The organism is Pedobacter sp. ASV1-7, from assembly GCF_040203335.1.
Classification (GTDB): domain Bacteria; phylum Bacteroidota; class Bacteroidia; order Sphingobacteriales; family Sphingobacteriaceae; genus Pedobacter.
In genome coordinates, this window is sequence record NZ_JBEHBV010000002.1 from 1 (window position 1) to 19,579 (window position 19,579).

At 36.4% G+C, this 19,579-nt stretch carries 16 protein-coding genes; 6 read left to right on the forward strand and 10 right to left on the reverse strand.

Annotated features, from left to right (window positions below):
• Both ABDJ41_RS05190 and ABDJ41_RS05195 read right to left on the reverse strand, forming a co-directional pair.
• Positions 1 to 1,676: protein-disulfide reductase DsbD family protein (locus ABDJ41_RS05190; RefSeq protein ID WP_349784738.1), on the reverse strand; the 1,676-nt coding region annotated here is incomplete at its 3' end.
• A 7-nt stretch (positions 1,677 to 1,683) separates the two neighbouring features.
• A complete protein-coding gene (locus ABDJ41_RS05195; RefSeq protein ID WP_349784739.1) occupies positions 1,684 to 2,130 on the reverse strand; it encodes a protein-disulfide reductase DsbD N-terminal domain-containing protein in 447 nt (148 codons plus the stop codon).
• 213 nt (positions 2,131 to 2,343) lie between these two features.
• On the opposite strand from ABDJ41_RS05195, the gene ABDJ41_RS05200 reads away from it, so the two are divergent.
• Positions 2,344 to 3,384, forward strand: a complete 1,041-nt coding sequence (locus tag ABDJ41_RS05200; RefSeq protein WP_349784740.1) for a LacI family DNA-binding transcriptional regulator — start codon at positions 2,344 to 2,346, stop codon at positions 3,382 to 3,384.
• Between the two features lie 55 nt (positions 3,385 to 3,439).
• Here ABDJ41_RS05200 and uxuA read toward each other — a convergent pair whose 3' ends face one another.
• Both uxuA and ABDJ41_RS05210 read right to left on the reverse strand, forming a co-directional pair.
• On the reverse strand, positions 3,440 to 4,615 hold the full coding sequence (gene uxuA / locus ABDJ41_RS05205; RefSeq protein ID WP_349784741.1) for a mannonate dehydratase: 1,176 nt from the start codon (positions 4,613 to 4,615) through the stop codon (positions 3,440 to 3,442).
• A 26-nt stretch (positions 4,616 to 4,641) separates the two neighbouring features.
• Positions 4,642 to 5,463, reverse strand: a complete 822-nt coding sequence (locus ABDJ41_RS05210) for an SDR family oxidoreductase (protein WP_349784742.1) — start codon at positions 5,461 to 5,463, stop codon at positions 4,642 to 4,644.
• A gap of 175 nt (positions 5,464 to 5,638) precedes the next feature.
• On the opposite strand from ABDJ41_RS05210, the gene ABDJ41_RS05215 reads away from it, so the two are divergent.
• Positions 5,639 to 6,634, forward strand: coding sequence for a PfkB family carbohydrate kinase (locus tag ABDJ41_RS05215; RefSeq protein ID WP_349784743.1), 996 nt, complete (start codon positions 5,639 to 5,641; stop codon positions 6,632 to 6,634).
• Positions 6,635 to 6,655: 21 nt separating this feature from the next.
• Positions 6,656 to 7,306, forward strand: coding sequence for a beta/alpha barrel domain-containing protein (locus ABDJ41_RS05220; RefSeq protein WP_349784744.1), 651 nt, complete (start codon positions 6,656 to 6,658; stop codon positions 7,304 to 7,306).
• Positions 7,307 to 7,380: 74 nt separating this feature from the next.
• On the opposite strand, the gene ABDJ41_RS05225 is transcribed toward ABDJ41_RS05220, so the two are convergent.
• Together ABDJ41_RS05225 and ABDJ41_RS05230 are read right to left on the reverse strand one after the other, a co-directional pair.
• Complete coding sequence (locus tag ABDJ41_RS05225; RefSeq protein WP_349784745.1) at positions 7,381 to 7,710, reverse strand: helix-turn-helix domain-containing protein; 330 nt, start codon at positions 7,708 to 7,710, stop codon at positions 7,381 to 7,383.
• Positions 7,711 to 8,201: 491 nt separating this feature from the next.
• A complete protein-coding gene (locus ABDJ41_RS05230; protein WP_349784746.1) occupies positions 8,202 to 9,554 on the reverse strand; it encodes a Gfo/Idh/MocA family protein in 1,353 nt (450 codons plus the stop codon).
• A 377-nt stretch (positions 9,555 to 9,931) separates the two neighbouring features.
• Between ABDJ41_RS05230 and ABDJ41_RS05235 the strand changes: the two genes are divergently transcribed.
• Entirely contained in the window at positions 9,932 to 10,957 is a 1,026-nt protein-coding gene (locus tag ABDJ41_RS05235) for a LacI family DNA-binding transcriptional regulator (RefSeq protein ID WP_349784748.1), read from the forward strand.
• Positions 10,958 to 11,033: 76 nt separating this feature from the next.
• Positions 11,034 to 12,071 carry a phosphotransferase enzyme family protein gene (locus ABDJ41_RS05240; protein WP_349784749.1) on the forward strand — a complete coding sequence of 346 codons (1,038 nt, stop codon included), beginning with the start codon at positions 11,034 to 11,036 and terminating at the stop codon, positions 12,069 to 12,071.
• Between the two features lie 77 nt (positions 12,072 to 12,148).
• Here the strand turns inward: ABDJ41_RS05240 and ABDJ41_RS05245 are convergent, their stop codons facing one another.
• From ABDJ41_RS05245 to ABDJ41_RS05260, 4 genes are all read right to left on the reverse strand, one after another.
• A complete protein-coding gene (locus ABDJ41_RS05245; RefSeq protein WP_349784750.1) occupies positions 12,149 to 13,750 on the reverse strand; it encodes a SusD/RagB family nutrient-binding outer membrane lipoprotein in 1,602 nt (533 codons plus the stop codon).
• Between the two features lie 19 nt (positions 13,751 to 13,769).
• Positions 13,770 to 17,048, reverse strand: coding sequence for a SusC/RagA family TonB-linked outer membrane protein (locus tag ABDJ41_RS05250; protein WP_349784751.1), 3,279 nt, complete (start codon positions 17,046 to 17,048; stop codon positions 13,770 to 13,772).
• A gap of 177 nt (positions 17,049 to 17,225) precedes the next feature.
• The gene (locus tag ABDJ41_RS05255; protein ID WP_349784752.1) at positions 17,226 to 18,293 is read right to left on the reverse strand and encodes a FecR family protein; all 1,068 of its coding nucleotides are present in this window, start codon (positions 18,291 to 18,293) and stop codon (positions 17,226 to 17,228) included.
• An 86-nt stretch (positions 18,294 to 18,379) separates the two neighbouring features.
• The gene (locus ABDJ41_RS05260; protein ID WP_349784754.1) at positions 18,380 to 18,934 is read right to left on the reverse strand and encodes an RNA polymerase sigma factor; all 555 of its coding nucleotides are present in this window, start codon (positions 18,932 to 18,934) and stop codon (positions 18,380 to 18,382) included.
• A 171-nt stretch (positions 18,935 to 19,105) separates the two neighbouring features.
• On the opposite strand from ABDJ41_RS05260, the gene ABDJ41_RS05265 reads away from it, so the two are divergent.
• Positions 19,106 to 19,546 carry a hypothetical protein gene (locus ABDJ41_RS05265; RefSeq protein ID WP_349784756.1) on the forward strand — a complete coding sequence of 147 codons (441 nt, stop codon included), beginning with the start codon at positions 19,106 to 19,108 and terminating at the stop codon, positions 19,544 to 19,546.
• Positions 19,547 to 19,579: the final 33 nt, after the last annotated feature.

Below are 19,579 nucleotides of genomic sequence, written 5' to 3' on the forward strand. Positions count from 1 at the left end.
ACACCGCTTCTTAAATAATCTGCGTATTCTTTTGCGTTAAAATTAGCACCCTGTGGGGCCACTAAAGGATTAAGATCTTGTCCGGCCAGTACGTATAAAGGTTGTGCATTGGAAGCATATCTTGTAGCCTGAAAGTCCAGGTTCCAATAACCCAGGTCATCGGTATTGCGTTTCAGGATCTTAGAATAATGAACTTTCTCTGCAGGCATCTTAATGTTACGGTCATCAACATATAATTGAATAAGTACATATTCCTCTTTAATCAGTCGTCCAACCTCCTGGTCAATCCATACCAGATCTTCCATTCTGCGACAATTTACACAGGTATGTCCGGTAAAGTCTAACAAAACAGGTTTGTTCACTTTCTTGGCATATTCAACTCCCTCATCCAGATCGAAGAATACATTGAAGCCTACAGGTGCTTTTAATGATTCGCTATGTTTCACCTTAGTTGGGAAATCTGCTGATCCAGCTGAAGCTGCAGATCCATGTGCATTTAAAATGAAGTCCTGAGTGTTCATTGGAGGTGCAAGTCCGCTTAGTACACTTACAGGAGCTCCCCATAATCCGGGAACCATGTATACAGCGAATGAGAACGACAGGATAGCGAAGAACAACCTCGGTACAGAAACATATTTCAGCTCGCTATCGTGTGCAAACTTGAGTTTGCCCAATAGGTAGATCCCCATCAGGATAAAGATCACAATCCACAGTACCAGGAAAATTTCTCTGTCGAACCATTCCCAATGCCAGGCCAGATCTGCCGATGAAAGGAATTTTAAAGCTAAAGCCAGTTCCAGGAAACCCAGACATACTTTTACACTGTTTAACCATCCACCTGATTTAGGCATGCTGCTTAAAAAGCCTGGAAAGATTGCAGATAAAGTAAATGGTAAAGCTAAAGCCAATGCAAATCCGAACATACCTATTGCCGGAGCTAACAACTCCCCTTTAGAGCTGGCCTGCACTAATAAAGTACCGATGATTGGACCTGTACAAGAGAAAGATACCAAAGCTAAAGAAGCGGCCATAAAGAAAATACCGCCTAAACCTTTACTGTTGTCGGCCTTACTATCTATCTTGTTAACAATAGAGCTTGGTAAAGTAATCTCAAAGGCACCAAAAAAGGAAACCGCAAATACCACCAGCAAGATAAAGAACAGGAAGTTAAATAATCCACTGGCACTTAAAGCGTTTAACCCTGCAGAACCAAAGATCACAGTGATCAGCAAGCCGAAAGCTACATAAATCACAATAATAGAAAGTCCATAAATTAAAGCCTGACCAACCCCCTTACTTTTGCTCCCGGCCCTGTTTGTAAAGTAACTAATGGTTAAAGGTACCATTGGGAATATACAAGGCATCAGGAAAGCCAGAAAGCCTCCGATAAGACCAGCTATAAAGGTTTCCCAAAGGGTTTTTTCTGCTTCAGAGTTACTTTGATTTACACCCGCAGTTGTTGCTGCTGCATTTTTTGCGCTATCAATATTTTTAAGGCTATCAGCATTTACAGCAGCAACGGCTGCTGTATCTGTTTCAGAACCCATCTCGGTAAACACTAGATCATCTATGGAAGTATCTGCTTCCTGAGCAAAAGTAAAAGTTGCAGAACCTAAGAATAGAAAGAGATAAATGACAAGCATTTTCATGCTTGTCAAATAGTTTTTTAAAATCATTATTGGCTTATTTTACAGAAATAGAAAAGTCAACAGTTTCTGGAGGAAGACATTGAGCGTCATCACATACCATGTATTCAAGTGTTCCTTTTACAATTGCATTTGCACCAGTAAGTTTTACTTTTTGTTGAAATACAGCAGTTTTTTCAAAATAACTAACGTTCATGTCAAATGATTTCTCAAATTTCACAATCGCTTTTGGTTCAGTAGTTTTACCTACGGGCTTATAGGCTTTAGATGGAGTAAATTTAAAGCTTGTTTTCACAGGACCACCATCAGCCATATTCTGAGAATAAATATGCCACCCTTCATCAATTGTAGCCTTAAAGTACAAAGTAGCTTCTGTTTTTGAAGTTTTCTTTGCAGCATAACTCCATTTTACTGGTTTTAAAATTTGACTACTCGCAGATAAGCTAAATAGTATTCCAACGGTTAACAAGATTAGGTTTTTCATTTTTAATTGTTTTTTTATGTGTTAGCAAACTTATGTATTTCCCGTAATATGAAAGTCATCTGAATTTAGAAATCAGAATTTATACTAAAAATATTACGTTAAAGGTACAAGTACGACTCTTTTTGAACAGCTAGGTTTAAAATTAATTGAATTAATTTGAGCTTATCATCTTATAAGTTGCAATTTAGCGTTTATATTTACAGCAGGATGAGAATGAATCACAGCGTCACATTAAAAGATATTGCCAAAGCGCTTAATTTATCTATTTCTACAATTTCGAAAGCCTTAAATGACAGTCATGAAATTGGTGCTGATACGAAGCAGAGAGTTTTAGATTATGCGAAGGAACATAACTATTTGCCTAATAGAATGGCTAAAGGCTTGAAAGAAGGTAAAAGCAGATCTATTGGTGTAGTAGTCTGCTCTTTGGATAATAACGTTATTGCACAAATGTTAGATGGTATACATAAGGTATGTACTGATAAGTCTTACCAGATTATTATCATGCAAAGTAAAGAATCCGAAAAGTTAGAGAGTGCCTGTATTGAACTTTTGTATGCTGGTGGTATTGATGGTATCCTTATTTCTCCGGCTTATGAAACAATAAATTTCAATTATCTGCTCTCTTTACAGGAATCAGGTTTGCCGGTAGTGCTTTTTGATCGCCTGATCGATAAGATTCATACGCATAAGGTTGGTGCTGATAACTTTAAAGGTGCATATGAGGCTACGAAACACCTGATTAATAATGGCTATCGTAATATAGCACATCTTAATACCAATACAATTCTGAGTATTGCCACTGAAAGGCTTAATGGTTATAAACAAGCTCTTGCTGATCATGGTATTCCTTGCAGAGAGGAATTAATGGTTTCTTGCAATTATACTGGTGCTACTTCATTAAATGAAAACCTGGAAGAAGCCATTAAGTCTTACATGAGTCTGGAAAATAAACCAGATGCTATTTTTACTGCAACAGATCAGATCAGTACCAGATGTTTGGTTATCCTTAACAAACTAGGGTACCGTATTCCTGAAGATATAGCTTTGATTGGATTTACAAATACAGAATTAGCTGATGCTATGAATCCTCCATTGAGTACTGTACACCAGCCTGCCTTTGAAATAGGTAAGCTTGCTGCAGAAAAACTCTTCTCATTAATAGAAAAAAAGAATATTGATGAGGATTTTGAAACGGTTTTATTGCCTATAGATGTTCAGGTTAGAGCTTCCTCACAACCTTCTAATAAATAAAGCCACCTGACTATTAATCAGATGGCTTCTATGATTATAGAAAATTAACTACTTACTAGTAGTTTCCTGTTATTCCAAGTTCTAATCCACGAAGTTCTGCAAGTCCGCGTAAACGTCCTATAGCTGAGTAACCAGGGTTTGTTACCTTGTTTAAGTCATCCAGCATTTGATGTCCGTGATCTGGTCTGAATGGAATTGGTGATTTTCTACGTGCATTTTCTGCTACAACAGCTTTCATTACTTCATACATATTTACATCACCACCTAAGTGATCTGCTTCGTAGAAGTTACCTTCTTCGTCTTTTGTTACATTACGCAGGTGTAGGAAATATACACGTTCTTTTACTGCATCAAATATATCGGTCAGGTTATTTGATATTCCTGCTCCTAAAGAACCGGTACAGAAACAAATTCCATTAAATGGTTTATCCACACTTCTCAATATATCTACAAGATCTTCTTTGGTGCTCGCAACACGTGGTAAACCAAGTATAGCATAAGGAGGATCGTCTGGGTGGATCGTCATATTGATTCCGGTTTCTTCGCATACCTCAGCAATTTCATTAAGGAAATAAGCGAGATTTTTCTTTAAACCATCTCTACCTATATGTTTGTATTCCTCTATACTGTTACGTAACGCTTCCAGCTCTATCTCTTTTTCATTTGGAATTCCCATAAGAACGTTGATCCTTAATTCGTTTAACTCATCAGCAGTTAAAGATTCAAAGCGCTCTTTAGCGCGGCTCAGTATACTATCAGAATAGTCCGCCTCTGCGCCTTCTCTTTTTAAAATAAAAAGATCAAAAGCTGCCAGGTCTATCCAATTGAAATATAATGCTTTTGCACCATTTGGCATGGTTTTGTCTAATTGAGTACGTGTCCAGTCTAACACTGGCATAAAGTTGTAGCATATCGTTTTTATTCCACATTCAGCAAGGTTTCTAAGGCTTGTTTTGTAGTTTTCAATGTACTTCCCTGCATCACTTCTACGTGTTTTAATAGCTTCATGTACAGGAACACTTTCAACTACAGACCATTTAAGCCCTGCTGCTTCAATAATTGATTTGCGCTCTATGATGTCTTCAATTGGCCAGATTTCGCCATGTGGAATATGATGTAAAGCCGTAACGATTCCGCTGGCGCCTGCTTGTTTTACATCTTGTAAAGTTACCGGGTCAGACGGTCCATACCAACGCCAGGTTTGTAATAATTTATGATTTGTGGTATTCATGATATCTAATGTTTTTATATTTAATTCTAAACGCCGCTATAAGCATTAAAACCTCCGTCAACAAGAATTGTTTCACCGTTTACAAAAGCTGATGCATCACTTAATAAATAGATCAATGTGCCATTTAATTCTTCCGGGCTGCCTAATCTGCCAAATGGAGTATGGTTTACGAAACGCTGTGCACGATCTGTATAGGTTCCATCTGGATTTGTTAATAATGAGCGGTTTTGTTCTGTTAAAAACACACCTGGTGCCAATGCGTTAACCCTTACTTTATCACCATAACGTTGAGCAAGTTCTATTGCCATCCATTTGGTATATCCTTCTATTGCATTTTTTCCCATTGTATAACCCAATACCCTGGTTAAAGGACGTTGAGCTGCTAATGAAGAAATGTTTACAATCGAACCTTTACCTTTTTCAGCAATAACACGACCAAATACATGTGTCGGATAAACGGTACCAAATAAATTAAGTTCAACTGCTTTTTGCGTATCTGCAATATCAATATCAAATAAATTCTTATCAGGTGCTATGGTCGCGCCAGGAATATTTCCTCCTGCAGCATTAACTAATCCATCTATGGTACCCCAGGTACTTAAAATTTGATTTTTTGCATCTATTAAGGAGGTTTCGTTCAAAACGTCTGTGATGACAGCGATGGCTTCACCACCGTTTGCTGTGATCGCTTTTACACGTTCATTTGCTTTTTGTTCGTTTCTACCTAAAATTGCTACTTTGGCACCTGCAGCAGCTACAGCCAATGCAAATGATTCTCCCAAAACGCCGGTAGCACCTGTAATTACGACTACCTTATTTTCAAGTGAAAACAGATTTTTGCTATTCATATTATATTATTAAAAGAGGTTCATTAATTATATCAATGTTAATGAAATTTAATTGCTGAAGTCACTATTGTGTCTTAAAAATTTACGAAATCGTTTGAAATTTATTAAATAAATTACTTTACTTCTATTTAATACTGATAACCTGTATTATTGCAATCTGAAATCATTAAAACTTATGCTAAATCAAGAAAACATATTGGTGTTTGGTGAATTATTACTACGGTTCAGTTCATCGGAAGATCAATTTATTTCTAAGAACCACACTGTATCTTTATTTCCAGGAGGCTCTGAGGCAAATGTCTCAGCTTCATTAGGGCAATGGAAAATACCATGCTCCTATGTAAGCTGTGTACCAGATAATGCTTTGGCCTCAAATGCACTTCAATCATTAGAAGAATTAGGAGTGAATACAAACAAGACTTTACGTCAAGGTAATCGATTAGGATTGTATTTTTTGCTATCTGCTAATGGACTAACAAGTGGAGAGGTTGTTTACGATCGTAAATTCTCTTCTTTCAGTGACCTTAGACCTGGCATTATTGATTGGGATAAGGTGCTTGACGGTCATACTTGGTTTCATTGGACGGCTCTTACTCCTGCATTGAATGAAAATATGGCTGCTGTATGTAAAGAGGCTTTGGTTGCTGCCAGAGCTAAAGGCTTAAAAATATCAGTAGATTTGAATTACAGAAGCAGATTATGGGATTATGGCAAACAGCCTATTGAGGTGATGCCGGAGTTGGTAGCTTATTGTGATGTGATTATGGGGAATATCTGGGCAGCAAATAAAATGCTTGGAATTCCAGTAGATGACAGCTTAAATCGTGAGACTTCTGTTGAGGATTATAAGCAACATGCTAATGCTTCTGCTAAAATTGTATTTGAGCAATTCCCTCAGTGTAAACATATTGCGAATACGTACAGATTTATGGATAATCCGAAACATAACTTGTTTTATGGAACTTATCATACACCAAATGGCAATTATATTTCTGAAGTTCAGGAAACCAATGATGTTATAGATAGGATTGGTAGTGGTGATGCATTCATGGCAGGTTTAATTTATGGGATACTAAGCAGTACAGATGGTACTGAGATTATAAGAATGGCTACCTCGTCTGGTTACAATAAGCTTTTTGTAAAGGGCGATTTCGGTAATGGTAATATTTAAGATAAAAACAAAAATATACAGATGACAAAAGAAAAAAATCCTTTAAAAGTGATTCAGGCATATCCAGTGATTCCTGTTTATTATAATGAAGATGCAGATACCTGTATAGAAGTATTGAAAGCTAGTTATGCTGGTGGGATTCGTGTGTTTGAATTTACAAATCGCGGTAGTAATGCAACTGAAAACTTTAAAGCATTATTGGCCTATAGAAATGAACATTTTGCGGATATGCAACTTGGTATTGGTACAATAAAGACTGTTGATCAGGCTGAAGCATACATCAAAATTGGTGCTGATTTCATTGTTAGTCCGATTGTAAGAGCTGATCTTGCAAAGGTATGTGCTGATCATGGAGTAATGTGGATTCCAGGTTGCATGACACCAACAGAGATTAATTTTGCTGAAGAACTTGGAGCTCCCCTTGTTAAGCTTTTTCCAGGTGATACTTTAGGTATTGGATTTTTAAAGGCGATTAAACCATTATTCCCTAATCTTAAGTTTATGCCAACTGGTGGTGTTGATGTAAACAAAGAGAATATTGATAATTGGTTGAATGCTGGTGTTACAGCTTTGGGCTTTGGTTCTAAATTGTTTCAGCAACCTGAGGGCGCAGTTAATTACAATTGGTTAACAGAACGTTGTCAATTATTAATAAAACTCGTTAACCAATAGTAGTTGAGAATATTTAAAACTATAAAAGGGTGTCTAAAATTTTTATCTTTTGGACACCCTTTGTTTTAATTTAACTATTTTCTTCTTTCTTCTTTGTCGTAAAGGTCAATCACCTTTCCTTGTAAGCGAATCACTGATGATTCTAGCTCGCGCACTTTTTCTTTTAATTCTGCAACCAATTGTTCTTGCTCACTACCACCCTCTTCACCAATATCAAGAAACTGTCGTAGCGTTAATTCATGTACTTCAGCAATTTGATTTATCCTGCTGAAATTCGGATCAGTAATTCCTGTTTCCAGTTTAGAATACGCCGGAATTGAAATACCTAATGATTCTGCCATCGTCTTTTGGTTTACCCCTTTTTTCTGACGTAGGATTTTAAATTTTTCACCTAAAGTTTTCATAATTTACAGATTAAAGTTTTGTGAACTTTATTACCAGTTAAAATTAAGAAATATTTAAACAATATTATATTATTCTTATTAGAAACTAGAAATAAATTAACGTTTACTTTATCTGTAATTAAAATTGTTATGTTAAAGATAATCAGACACCTTCTATTTCTTGTTCTGTCTGAAAATGAATGCTCCCAACATAATTGCTACTGATAATCCAGAAAGCCCCGGGAAGGAAATAAATAAATAAAATAGACCCGCAACAAGGCAAAGTACCACTATAAAAAGAAAACCTTGTAAAAATGAATCCATTTTAAGTGCGGCTATAAGCGCACAAACAAGGAATGAAATCGCAAGAATATTTATAAACATACACAAAGATGCGTATTCAATGTTAAGTTAATGTTAACACGAATATTTTTTTGTATTTTGTAGCTAAATGTTACAAAAAAGCCCTAACTGTTACCAGTCAGGGCTTTTTTTGATTATTCAACTTAATATTAATATTCGTCGTTTAATGCAAAAACAGGTTTTCTACTCATCCACTTTCCGCTTGTAAAGTCTGGGAAGTCAATTGTTTCATTTCCCATTTCTATAGATTGTTCACTAAGTGGTGTAATTACACTCCATGCTGCTGCATCATAAACATCCATTGGAGTTGGTTCATTTCTTTTTGTTGCCTCAATAAATGCATGGATTACAAAGAAGTCCATTCCACCATGTCCTGCTCCTTCTGCATCGTTGCCATATTTTTTCCATAGTGGGTGATCATATTTCTCAAACCATTTGTCCTGATTGTCCCATGCATGAGCCTTGGTAATTCCTTCAACATGAATCCCCTTATTAAGATCCATCCATAGCCCTTTTGTGCCTTGGACTCTAAAGCCTAATGAATATGGCCTTGGCAGGTTTGTATCGTGTTGCAGAATGATTGTCTCACCGTTAGCACAATCAATAGTTGTAGTAACAATATCGCCTAAACGGAAATTAACCTTTGCGTTTGGATGATTTTCGCCTCCATTTGCGACAATATAATTATGTAAGCCTCTTGATTTAGTGGCAAACGAGTTTAATTTCAAGAATTTATTCCCTCGATTGATATTTATACAATGTGCAACTGGTCCGATACCATGTGTTGGATAAAGATCTCCATTGCGATGTACAGAATGATTGGTTCTCCATCTGGCTTCAGAGAATGCCTTTTCACCAAATTCTACACCACCACCTATTGCTTTAACGCCATCATTAAATTTAACTGCTCTTAAATCATGCTGATATCCACCTTGTAAATGTAGTATTTCTCCAAACACACCTTGTCTGACCATATTTAAGGCGGCCATAACATCTCTGCGGTAACAAACATTTTCAAGCATCATTACATGAGCATTATGTTTTTCTGCTGCTTGTACAACATCCCAATGATCTTGTATAGTGGTGCCAATCATTACTTCAGAGGCAACGTATTTTAATCCGGATTCCATGGATTTAATGATCATTTCTTTATGCCATTCCCATGGAGTTGAGATTACAATAGCCTGAAGACCTTTTGTTTCCAGCATTTTTTTCCAGGCATAATCATCACCAGTATATATTTTAGGCATAGGCTTACCACTTTTGGTAATCATCGCTTTAGCAGAAGTAAGCATACGATTGTCTACGTCGCATATTGCAACCAGATCTACATCGTTTCTTTTAAGTAGCAAATTCAAATGATTCTGTCCACGTAGTCCTACCCCTATCATGGCTACCTTAACTTTATCTGCTTTGGTTGATGCGAATAAAGAACCTCCAGGTAAAACAGTAGCAGCCGCTGCAGTAATGCTTCCGTTTTTAACAAATTCTCGTCTGTTCATATTGTTTACTTCATTTTATGTGTTTAGTCTGGTTAATACATTATTCAATAAAAAATAATCTAACCAAGTTAGAGAACTATACAACTAACTCAGTTAATAAATATGCAAAAAAAACACGCAAACGTTTGATATTTCTAGAAATGGCTGGTTCTGTTGCTGTTGACAGATATTTGCGGATATTGTAACTGATCAGGAAACTCCATCTGCCAAGACAATAGGATAAAGGATTGTTTTTTTTATTAACACTTTAGTAATGTTATTCTTTACTGATCCGGCTGAAACAAACGTTTGCGTTGTTTTTGGTATTATTTAGGAGAAAAAATCAAATTGCAATTGAATTGTGATCAAAATGTTAAAGTTTATTTCAATATTTGAGGATGAAGCCTGATAAACCAACAACGATTAAGGAAATAGCAAAACTACTCAAGGTTTCAGTTTCTACCGTATCCAGAGCATTAAATGATCATCCGAGTATCGGTTTAACTACCAAAATGAGGGTCAAAAAGCTAGCTTCTGAAATGAATTACGAGCCCAATCAGAAAGCTATTCAATTTCTGCATGGTAAGTCCTTTATAATTGGAGTCGTTTTACCCGAACTATCAGAATCTTTTTTTTCAGCAGCGATTAGTGGTATTGAGGATGTTGCTTATAAACGGAACTATACTGTTTTGTTGGCGCAGTCTCATGATGATGCAGAAAAGGAAAAACTATTGGTTACCAAGATGAAATCCCAGCGTGTGGATGGCTTACTGGTCTCAGTATCAAAAACAACTAGTTCTTATGAGCATTTTGAAGTCTTCAGGAGATTAAACATTCCAGTAGTGTTTTTTGATCGCATCCCTCCTATTAAGGACATACATTATGTGCGATCTAACCTGGAAAGCGGAACTTTTGAAGCTGTTAATTATCTATTGAAAAAGGGGCATCGTACTATTGGTTTAGTAAATGGTCCTGACACTTTAGTAGCAAGTCATGAACGAAAAGAGGGATACATACGGGCAATGACTTCTAACAGGTTGAAGTTTGATCCTTCTCTAATGGTAGAATGTGACCTGTCTGAAGAAGGAACAGTTAAAGCAATGGATACCATGTTGAACCACCGTCGCAAACCAACTGCTATTGTTACTTTTAACGATTATGTAGCCCTATTTGCTATGCGGTATGCTAAGTCTCTTGGTTTAAAGGATATAGATTTTGTGAGTTATGCCAATCTTCCTATTATAAATTATATGGACCATACGCCTATTGCCTCTGTGGAACAGTTTCCTTATAAACAAGGTAAAAAGGCTGCTGATATCCTTATAGATCTAATTAATAAGCCCAGAAATGAGGTCGGCACTACAGAACAAGCTTATTTTAATGTTGTGGTAGAATCAGAATTGATTATTAGTGAACCGAAATAATATCGCGCAAACGTTTGCACGAGGTTTTAGCAGCTTAAATATTTAAGTTTGAGCTATCAACCACTATACTTTACACATGTTCGAAAATATATTACGTATCTACGGTCTTGATCCTGTAACAGCAAATGTTCAGCAATTTGGTGATGGCTTGATCAATCATACCTGGAAAGTTAATACGCCTGAGCAAAATTACATTTTACAAAAAGTAAATAGCGATGTATTTAAACGTCCTTCAGATATAGATCAGAATTTTTCATTACTAAGAACTTACTTAAATAAGGAATGTCCTGATTATCTATTTGTATCACCAGTAGTAGCAACAAATGGTGAATCTTTACTTCATATTGATAATGGATATTACCGATTGTTTCCATTTATTGAGGGTTCTGTTTCGGTAAATGTGTTAACTAAAAAAGAAGAAGCTTTTGAGGCTGCAAAGCAGTTTGGAAAATTTACAAAGCTTCTGAATGGTTTTAACGTTAAGGAATTGAATATTACTATACCTGATTTCCATAACCTGGCTTTGAGGTATGATCAATTTACGATCGCTTGTAATGAGGCATCTGCTGAAAGACTTGAAAAAGCCGCTGAAAGCATACAGTTTATTAAGGAACATCATGGGCTTGTGCAGACTTATAATGAGATTTTAAATAATACTGCTATTCCACTGCGTGTAATTCATCACGATACTAAAATTAGTAATGTACTTTTTGACGATCAATACAAAGGTTTATGTGTAATTGATCTGGACACAGTAATGCCTGGCTACTTTATCAGTGATGTTGGCGATATGATGAGAACGTATTTAAGTGCAGTGAGTGAGGAAGAAACTGATTTTAGTAAAATTGCTATCAGAAAGGAGTTCTTTAAAGCCATTTACGATGGTTATATGGGGGAAATGCAAGATGTATTAACAGATGCCGAAAAACCTTATTTTGTTTATGCTGGTAAATTTATTATCTATATGCAGGCCATTCGTTTTCTGGCTGATTACCTGCAGAATGATATTTATTATGGGGCGAAATACGAAAATCATAATTTTAACAGAGCCATTACTCAGATCACTTTGTTAAAGCAATATATTAAGCTTGAGCCTGAATTGTTAAGTTTATAGTATTGTCTTAAACAAAGAAAAAAGACTGATCATTTTGAATGACCAGTCTTTTTTTTTTGCAGCGTGTAAATAAAAAGCTATGGTTTGTCCCACCAAACTCTTCCTGTTAAATTATCTCCACCAGGAACTGCTGCTGATGCAGCTCTATAGTTAACTCCGTTTTCTGCGCCTTCCTGTAATGGGTAAGGGAACCTGCGTGGAATAGTGCCATTAGTTGCATTTCCGGGATATACTACAGGGACTAATACCGGGAATCCACTTCTGCGCCAGTTACACCAGGTCTCATAAAAATCAAGCATGGTACAGGTATGTAGCCAGTATTGTGTATTAATCATCTGTAATCCAGTTGCAGCATTGTAAGGATTGGCATTTGCAAATGCTTCAGCGGTGGGTTCTGATATAGCCAAAGATTCATCATATTGACTTAAATATGTGATGGCAGATTTCAGACCTGATTTATAATGTTCTGCCGCAGTGCCACCAATATTCCACCTTTGTGCTGCCTCAGCCAATAGAAACTCTGTTTCAGCATAAGTCAGAATAAAGGTAGCTCCATTTTGTTTGATCATTGCCGGACTAATAGACGAATAAGCCGGAAAGGTGGTAAATGTAGGGTCCTGTCTCACATCACGACCAGCAATACCACTAAGATCCTTTCCATTGGGCATTCCTTTTTGAACTGCCGGATTGGTAATAAAAGCATTGTTTTGGCTTTTATCTGTGTCGTCCAGATATAACTGTGTAACTGCAACCTTTCCTAAACGTGGGTCATTATTAACTTTTAAAAGGTCTATGAAGGTTTTAGACCATTTTGTATAATAATGCTCCTGACCACCATCGCCACGTAAAACCTGGCTATTTCTGTTTTGTGTAACTCTGGCTCCTGCTACATCATGAAGTATAAAGGCGTTATCTTTATTATCGATCATGGTTTTGCCAATCGTCTTTTGAGCATACTCTTTAGCTTTGGTCTCATCAATTTTTGTTAACCTCATGGCTATACGCAAGAGTAAGGAGCTTCCAAAACGTTTCCAGTTTCCAATATTTCCATTGTAAATGGCATCTCCAGTCACCTTATCTCCAGCAGACTCATTCAATGCATTAGTTGCTTCGTCTACTTCTTTTAACAGGTTGATGTAGATGTCTTGTTGTTTATCGTATTTAGGTGTTAGATTCCCTGTATAAACTCCTAATCCTGCTTCCGAATACGGGACATCTCCATAAAGATCTGTTATACGTTCAAATATCAGTGCTTTCCATAATCTCGCTACCTGATGTATGTTATTATATTTTGGGTCAGATTTGGTATACTCTACAACATCTACAATTGGTCTTACCTGTTCAATGTATGCACCAACTGCACCGGTTCCCCAGTATGCAGCAGTATAACCTGGATTTAAGAGATATTTATCGCCTGCCCAATAACTCACTACTGTAGATAAGCCCTGCATCATAGTGGCCGAGTAAATCAAGTTTCCTCTCCAGGTATCATAAGCAAAATCTATACTACCTGTATAACTAAGCTGAGCAGTCGTCAGGGTATAATTTGGATCAAAAGTACCTGGGCCATAAGCAACAGGGTTAGTATTGATATCTTTAAAATCCTTTGTGCAGCTTAGACTAAATAACATGCCAATCGTGATTAACAAGCTATATTTAATGGATATATTCGTTCTCATTGTTCTTCTCTTTAAATAGTTATAATTTAACACTTACATTCAAACCGAATGTTCTAACTGGCGGGACTCCTCCTAATTCTAAACCCGGAAAAGTGGCATTGTAACTAGATTCAGGATCTATATTATCCGTCTTCTTCATGAGGATGAATAAGTTGCGCCCTACCAGACTTACGTTTAACCCTTTGATTTTGTTGTTAAACATTTTCGCTGGGAAATTATAACCCAGTGTTAATTGTCTAAATTTGATAAAACTCGCATCCTGAACAAATTTATGAGAAGCATTATTTGCTGTGTTTTCATAAAACTTAGCAGCTGTAGTACCTAGCTCATCACGATTTTCAAGCGTAGCTTTATGTAATCCGAAAAAGTATCCATAATAATCAGTTGCAGAAAAGACTTTACCACCCCATTTACCATCAATTAGGAATGATAATGTTGCACCTTTATAATTAAACTCGTTGTTCCATCCGGCGAACCACTTGTTGTAAGCAGAGCCGTAAGATTCCAATTTTCCCTGATCAGGTGAACCATCTGCAAGTTTTACTATCTCACCGTTTGCATCATATTTAAAATCATATGCCATTACCTGAGCTGCTGCTACTCCTGGAAGATTTTGTAAAAAGCCTACTCCTGTACGTGAGGTTGCTAATAATTGAGATGGTAAGCCATCTGCTAGTGATAACACAGTGTTATCGTTATAAGTACCATTTAGTGATGAGGTCCATGTAAAGTTATCGCTTTTTAAAACTACACCGGAAATCAATGCTTCAACCCCTTTGTTCTCTATTTCGCCAGAGTTTAAGACTGCTCCTGAATATCCAGTAGTACTTGATGTGGTTACTATAGATATCTCATCTTTAGAGTGTTTTTTATAAAAAGTAAGATCTAAATTTAAGCGGTTATTTAGAAATCTTAGTTCTGTACCAATTTCAAGTTCTGTTGCTTTAGAAGCTCTTAACCCTGGATTAGGTATAGCAAGATTGTTAATTATTCCCAGGGGTTTACCATTTAAGGTTTCACTTTTAAAACCGTAAGTAAGTAATGTTTGATAAGGATCTGTTGCTTGCCCAACTACAGCATAACCGGCTCTTAATTTACCAAAACTAAGTATTGAGGGCTTCCAAAGTTCTGAGAATACAAATGATCCGCTAATGGAAGGATAAAAGACACTTAGTTTATTATCTTTTCCAGGTGTTGCAAGTGTCGAAAACCAGTCTGTACGGCCACTACCAGTTAGATATAAAATATCTCTGTAAGAAAATTCTAAAGTACCATATACGGATTGGGTCTCTGATTCTGTAACAACATGTCCAACAGATTTATTTTTAGCATTCAGAATATTGTATATACCAAATACTGCAAAATCATCTCCATTATTAGTTGTCTGATTGATTTTGGTATTTCTATAGCTGGCTCCTAGGTTTGGAGTAAGTGTAAAATCGTCAGATAAATCAAATGTTTTACCTAGCAAAAAGTCTGCATTTATATCAGAAAATTTGGTCTTTTGCTCTGCTATCTTACCTATTTCGTAATAGGCTGTCCCTGAAGGCACTACATTTTTATACGTATCAGCATATGCATCCATTCCTGCACGTCCCTGAAGAAACAATCCGTTATCAAAGGTGTAGCGGGCATTAAAAGAACTGATTAACCGATCGCGATTCGTATTATTTATGAATTCATTTGCAGCAAACCATGGATTGGTAGCGTAAGTATTACCTGTATTATATTGAATTTCCTTGCCATTTTCATTTTTCCATGGTTTAAGATCGTTCACGTTTATACTTGTTGGTAAAAAGACCACATTGTAATTGGCATTTCCTGCACCATCCGAAAGCATTGGTCTGTTCTTAGCTTGTTCTAAGATATAGTTTGCCCTGACATCTATAGTTAGACGTTTTAAAGGCTCAAATGTTCCAACCAGGTTAAAAGATTGTCTGTTTAGTCCGGAATTGGGAACCACCGATTTATTGGTTAAATCATTTGCAGAAAAACGAATAGCACCACCATCAAATGATTTATTTAAGGCAAGTGTATTTGACCAGGTTCTTCCATTGCGATAAAAGTTTTCAATATTATCCTTTTGCGCAGTGTATGGTCTGGAATTACCATCAAACTGAACTACATTACTCCCATCTAGTTTTGCACCCCAGCTGGAACCTCCGACTTGTGCTGCCGCTGCTCCATCTGCGGGTTTTGTACCATTTGCACCCTGACCGTAAACATATTGCCAGTCTGTACGATCCATCACCTGCTCTACGACAAAATTAGAGTTAAAGTCTATGCTATTACCCTTTCCACTCTTTGTGGTAATCAATATCACACCAGCTTTAGCCCTGGAGCCATATAAAGCTGATGCAGCTGCACCTTTAAGTACTGAGATACTTTCAATATCATCAGGATTTAAATTACCTACTGCGTCTCCAAGATCCGGAGCATTGTCCCACTGACTACCTTTGTTTCCATTTGGGTTTAAGTTATTAAGTCCGGTTGGTTTATTTTCCATTGGTACGCCATTAATGACATACAATGGCTGGTTACTTTGACTTAAGCTGGATACCCCCCTAATGGTTACACTAGTAGCGGAGCCTACACCACCGGCGGTAGAACTTATATCTAAACCGGCAACTTTACCTACCAGTGAATTGGCGACATTGTTTTCTCTTGCCTGGGTTAATGTTTCTCCATCTACCTGTGAAACAGAATAACCCAGTGCCCTGCGTTCCTTTTTAATACCAAGGGCAGTAACTACTACTTCACTTAACAGTTTGGCATCTTCAGTCAATACAATATCGAAGTTTGTTTTATTGGATACAGGAATTTCTACACTATGAAATCCAGCATAAGAGATAACAAGAACAGCATTTGGTTGTACTGAAAGGCTAAACCGCCCATTCAGATCTGTTGATGTACCGCTTGCACTTCCCTTTATTCGTACAGAGGCACCAGGTAAGGGTATTCCGTTGTTGTCTTTAACGATACCCCTGACAGTAATATCCTGAATACGACTGATGATAATTAAGCCATTTTCGGATATTACAAATTTGAGTTTAGTACTGCTAAAAATCGTTTCCAGAATTTCTGAAACATGAGTGTTTTTAACAGACATCGTTACGTCTTTATTTACAGGGACATTTGCTGAACTGTAAACAAAATGATAACCGCTCTGTTCTTCGATGATCTTTAACACCTTGCTTAACTTGGTTTTCTTGACATCCATAGAAATCTTGCCCTGCGAAAAGACAGACGCAGAAACGTTAAGACAGGTTATGAAAATGAAGAAACACGTTAATTTCATTATGACAATGAATTTTAAGAGCACTTTATAATTAAAGAACTCTTGCAGTAAGTAAGAATTAATCATATTTTTGTTTTTTTGGTTGCTTGAGTAATTGGCAGCGATTTGTTTGCGCATTAACTGCCATTGCTTATATCAAAAAAAATAAAGGGGATGGTGCGTCAACACCTCCCCTTATTATTTCGATATGATCACTTGATTTCCTTTTATTTCATATTTAAAATGTTCTGCACTTTGCAGTGCGTTTAAAACTTCTGATAATGTTTCGTTTTTAAATGTTGCTGTGAAATGATATTTCTCTATTTCGTTGTCGGTAAATTTAATTTCTACGTTATACCATCTTTCCAATGTCTTTTTCAGATCTGCAAAACTCTGATCTTGTATCTCAAGCTGATTTTGAATCCAGGCCATCTCTACAATGGTGCTATCACTTTTCTTTGTATAACTGTTGATAGTGATTTCGGGATACTTAGCAGGTGCTTTTTGCTGTCTTGTGGTCGTTAATGCTTCCTTTAATTTGTAAAAAGTTACTTTCTGACTTGGTTTAAGAGTGATTGAATTGCCTCTATTTTTATTTCCTTCCATTACAATAACACCTTTAATCAATACAGCCTCTGAAGTTGGCTCATCAGGATATGCTTTTACATTAAAGGTTGTACCCAATACATTAATGTCAAAATCAGTAGTCAGCACTTTAAAAGGTTTGTTTTTATCATGGGTAACGTCGAAAAAAGCTTCTCCAATAAGGGTGACTTCCCTGTTATCGATATTGAAGTCTTTGTTGATTTCCAGAGAGCTCCTCGCGTTTAACATAATCACAGTACCATCGGGAAGCTCAATTTTTTTACGTTCAGCTCCAATTGTTTTGTAACTGGTAACTAAATTCTGGATTTGCTTAGTTTGTCTCTCACTATTTTTATACCATACTATAGCACCTGAGATAAGGACAAAAATTGCTGCAATTTTTAACCAACTGTTATAACGTTTTATAGGAATAATTTGAGGTGGTTCCTGTTCCTGAAGCTCTTTTTTCAAGAGTTCCAGTTGACTGTTCAATGGCTTTTTATGTCCGCTCAAAATAGCATACAGGCGTTTGGCATCTTTTATTGTAGATTCTTGTTCCGGATGTGCCTTAATGTAATTTTCCCAGTAGGTAACACATAATTTATCTTTACCGGCACAATATTCCTGAAAGGTGTTGTCTACAAGAAAGTCTTCAATATGGAAAAGACTACGATCAATCATAATATCTGGCTTTTATAATACCAGTGCCTGAAAAGATGATCTTTTCCTAAAAATATTTTTATTTTTTTACTAAAAGAGCTTTATTGCTAGTCTTTTAGCTCCTTTCTAAGGATTTTTATAGCATCGTAAACTGTGTTGTAAGCCGTTTTGATGGTTTGTGTAGTCTGTTCTGCAATTTGCTCGTAACTCAATCCGTCAAAGAATTTAAGGTGAATCAATTGCTTCTGTCTGTAGGTTAGTTTTTGTAATGCTGCTTTTAGTTTAAACTTTACAAGTTCATCTGTTTGCACTTTTACAATAAACTCTTCATATGACATTTCCATCCATTCACCTTCAGCACCAGCATTAGTAAGTGCATCATTGATCTTGCGTTTACGTTCCAATATCCTCAGTACTTTTCTTTTTAAGAAGGTACGCAAGTAGGAATGCACATTGTCAACCCTGATAAGTTGCTCATGTTTTTCCCATATTGATATAAATACCTGATCAGCAGCTTCACTGGAAGTCTCCGCATCTCCGCATACGCGAATACCGAAATTTACAAGATCATAATAGAGCGCTTTATAAAGGTCAAAAAATGCGTTTTGATCGCCAACCCTTAAACGCTCCCATAACAGATGATGTACAAGTTTATTATCCATTTGGTTAGTTTAGATAATAACAATGTTATGTTATTTTTTCAATAATTTGATAATAATTATTGAAAATAAAATCGACGATTATTTAAACTCTAAATCTTAAGCAGGTTTTTCAAGTGATGTGTTTGCAAATCTGATTTCAAATGTTTAATTTTCAAACATATGTAATCCATTATGTATACATCTAAGTTAAAACTCACTCTTCATTGGCTACTTATTGTTGTAGCTTTTTACATTATCTGGGCGCTTGCTTATCTTATTTTTGTGAAATTTGCCATATCGGAGATTTCTAATTTCAGTAATGCTAACGGAAGCATCTGGTCTCAAATCACTGGAGCTGATGTCTTTTGGTTCCTTATGTTTATTTTTGGTATCGTTGTGACCTGTTTTCTTTTTAAAAAAGCAGTGCAGTATTCTCCCCATCCAAAAATTGCTGCAGCTATATATATACTATTAGTCGTCTTATCTGTAGGTACATTAGTAGTTAAATTATTGGAAACAAGTACTATGATAGGGATTTTGCCACATCTGATAATTAATGGTGTATTTTTGATCCCAATGTTCAACACAATCCTTAAAAATGATAAACCTAGTGATGGAGAAGATGAGGTGTAAGAAGATAATCACAACAAAAAAAGCGCTGTTTTA

What these genes read in the sequence shown, in the direction of transcription:
- ABDJ41_RS05255 (WP_349784752.1), bottom strand. Translation starts at nt 18,293, where the DNA reads ATGATTGATCGTAGTCTTTTCCATATTGAAGACTTTCTTGTAGACAAC.
- ABDJ41_RS05215 (WP_349784743.1), top strand. Translation starts at nt 5,639, where the DNA reads ATGCTAAATCAAGAAAACATATTGGTGTTTGGTGAATTATTACTACGG.
- ABDJ41_RS05210 (WP_349784742.1), bottom strand. Translation starts at nt 5,463, where the DNA reads ATGAATAGCAAAAATCTGTTTTCACTTGAAAATAAGGTAGTCGTAATT.
- ABDJ41_RS05250 (WP_349784751.1), bottom strand. Translation starts at nt 17,048, where the DNA reads ATGAAATTAACGTGTTTCTTCATTTTCATAACCTGTCTTAACGTTTCT.
- ABDJ41_RS05200 (WP_349784740.1), top strand. Translation starts at nt 2,344, where the DNA reads ATGAATCACAGCGTCACATTAAAAGATATTGCCAAAGCGCTTAATTTA.
- ABDJ41_RS05240 (WP_349784749.1), top strand. Translation starts at nt 11,034, where the DNA reads ATGTTCGAAAATATATTACGTATCTACGGTCTTGATCCTGTAACAGCA.
- ABDJ41_RS05235 (WP_349784748.1), top strand. Translation starts at nt 9,932, where the DNA reads ATGAAGCCTGATAAACCAACAACGATTAAGGAAATAGCAAAACTACTC.
- ABDJ41_RS05225 (WP_349784745.1), bottom strand. Translation starts at nt 7,710, where the DNA reads ATGAAAACTTTAGGTGAAAAATTTAAAATCCTACGTCAGAAAAAAGGG.
- ABDJ41_RS05220 (WP_349784744.1), top strand. Translation starts at nt 6,656, where the DNA reads ATGACAAAAGAAAAAAATCCTTTAAAAGTGATTCAGGCATATCCAGTG.
- ABDJ41_RS05260 (WP_349784754.1), bottom strand. Translation starts at nt 18,934, where the DNA reads ATGGATAATAAACTTGTACATCATCTGTTATGGGAGCGTTTAAGGGTT.
- ABDJ41_RS05245 (WP_349784750.1), bottom strand. Translation starts at nt 13,750, where the DNA reads ATGAGAACGAATATATCCATTAAATATAGCTTGTTAATCACGATTGGC.
- ABDJ41_RS05195 (WP_349784739.1), bottom strand. Translation starts at nt 2,130, where the DNA reads ATGAAAAACCTAATCTTGTTAACCGTTGGAATACTATTTAGCTTATCT.
- uxuA (WP_349784741.1), bottom strand. Translation starts at nt 4,615, where the DNA reads ATGAATACCACAAATCATAAATTATTACAAACCTGGCGTTGGTATGGA.
- ABDJ41_RS05265 (WP_349784756.1), top strand. Translation starts at nt 19,106, where the DNA reads ATGTATACATCTAAGTTAAAACTCACTCTTCATTGGCTACTTATTGTT.
- ABDJ41_RS05230 (WP_349784746.1), bottom strand. Translation starts at nt 9,554, where the DNA reads ATGAACAGACGAGAATTTGTTAAAAACGGAAGCATTACTGCAGCGGCT.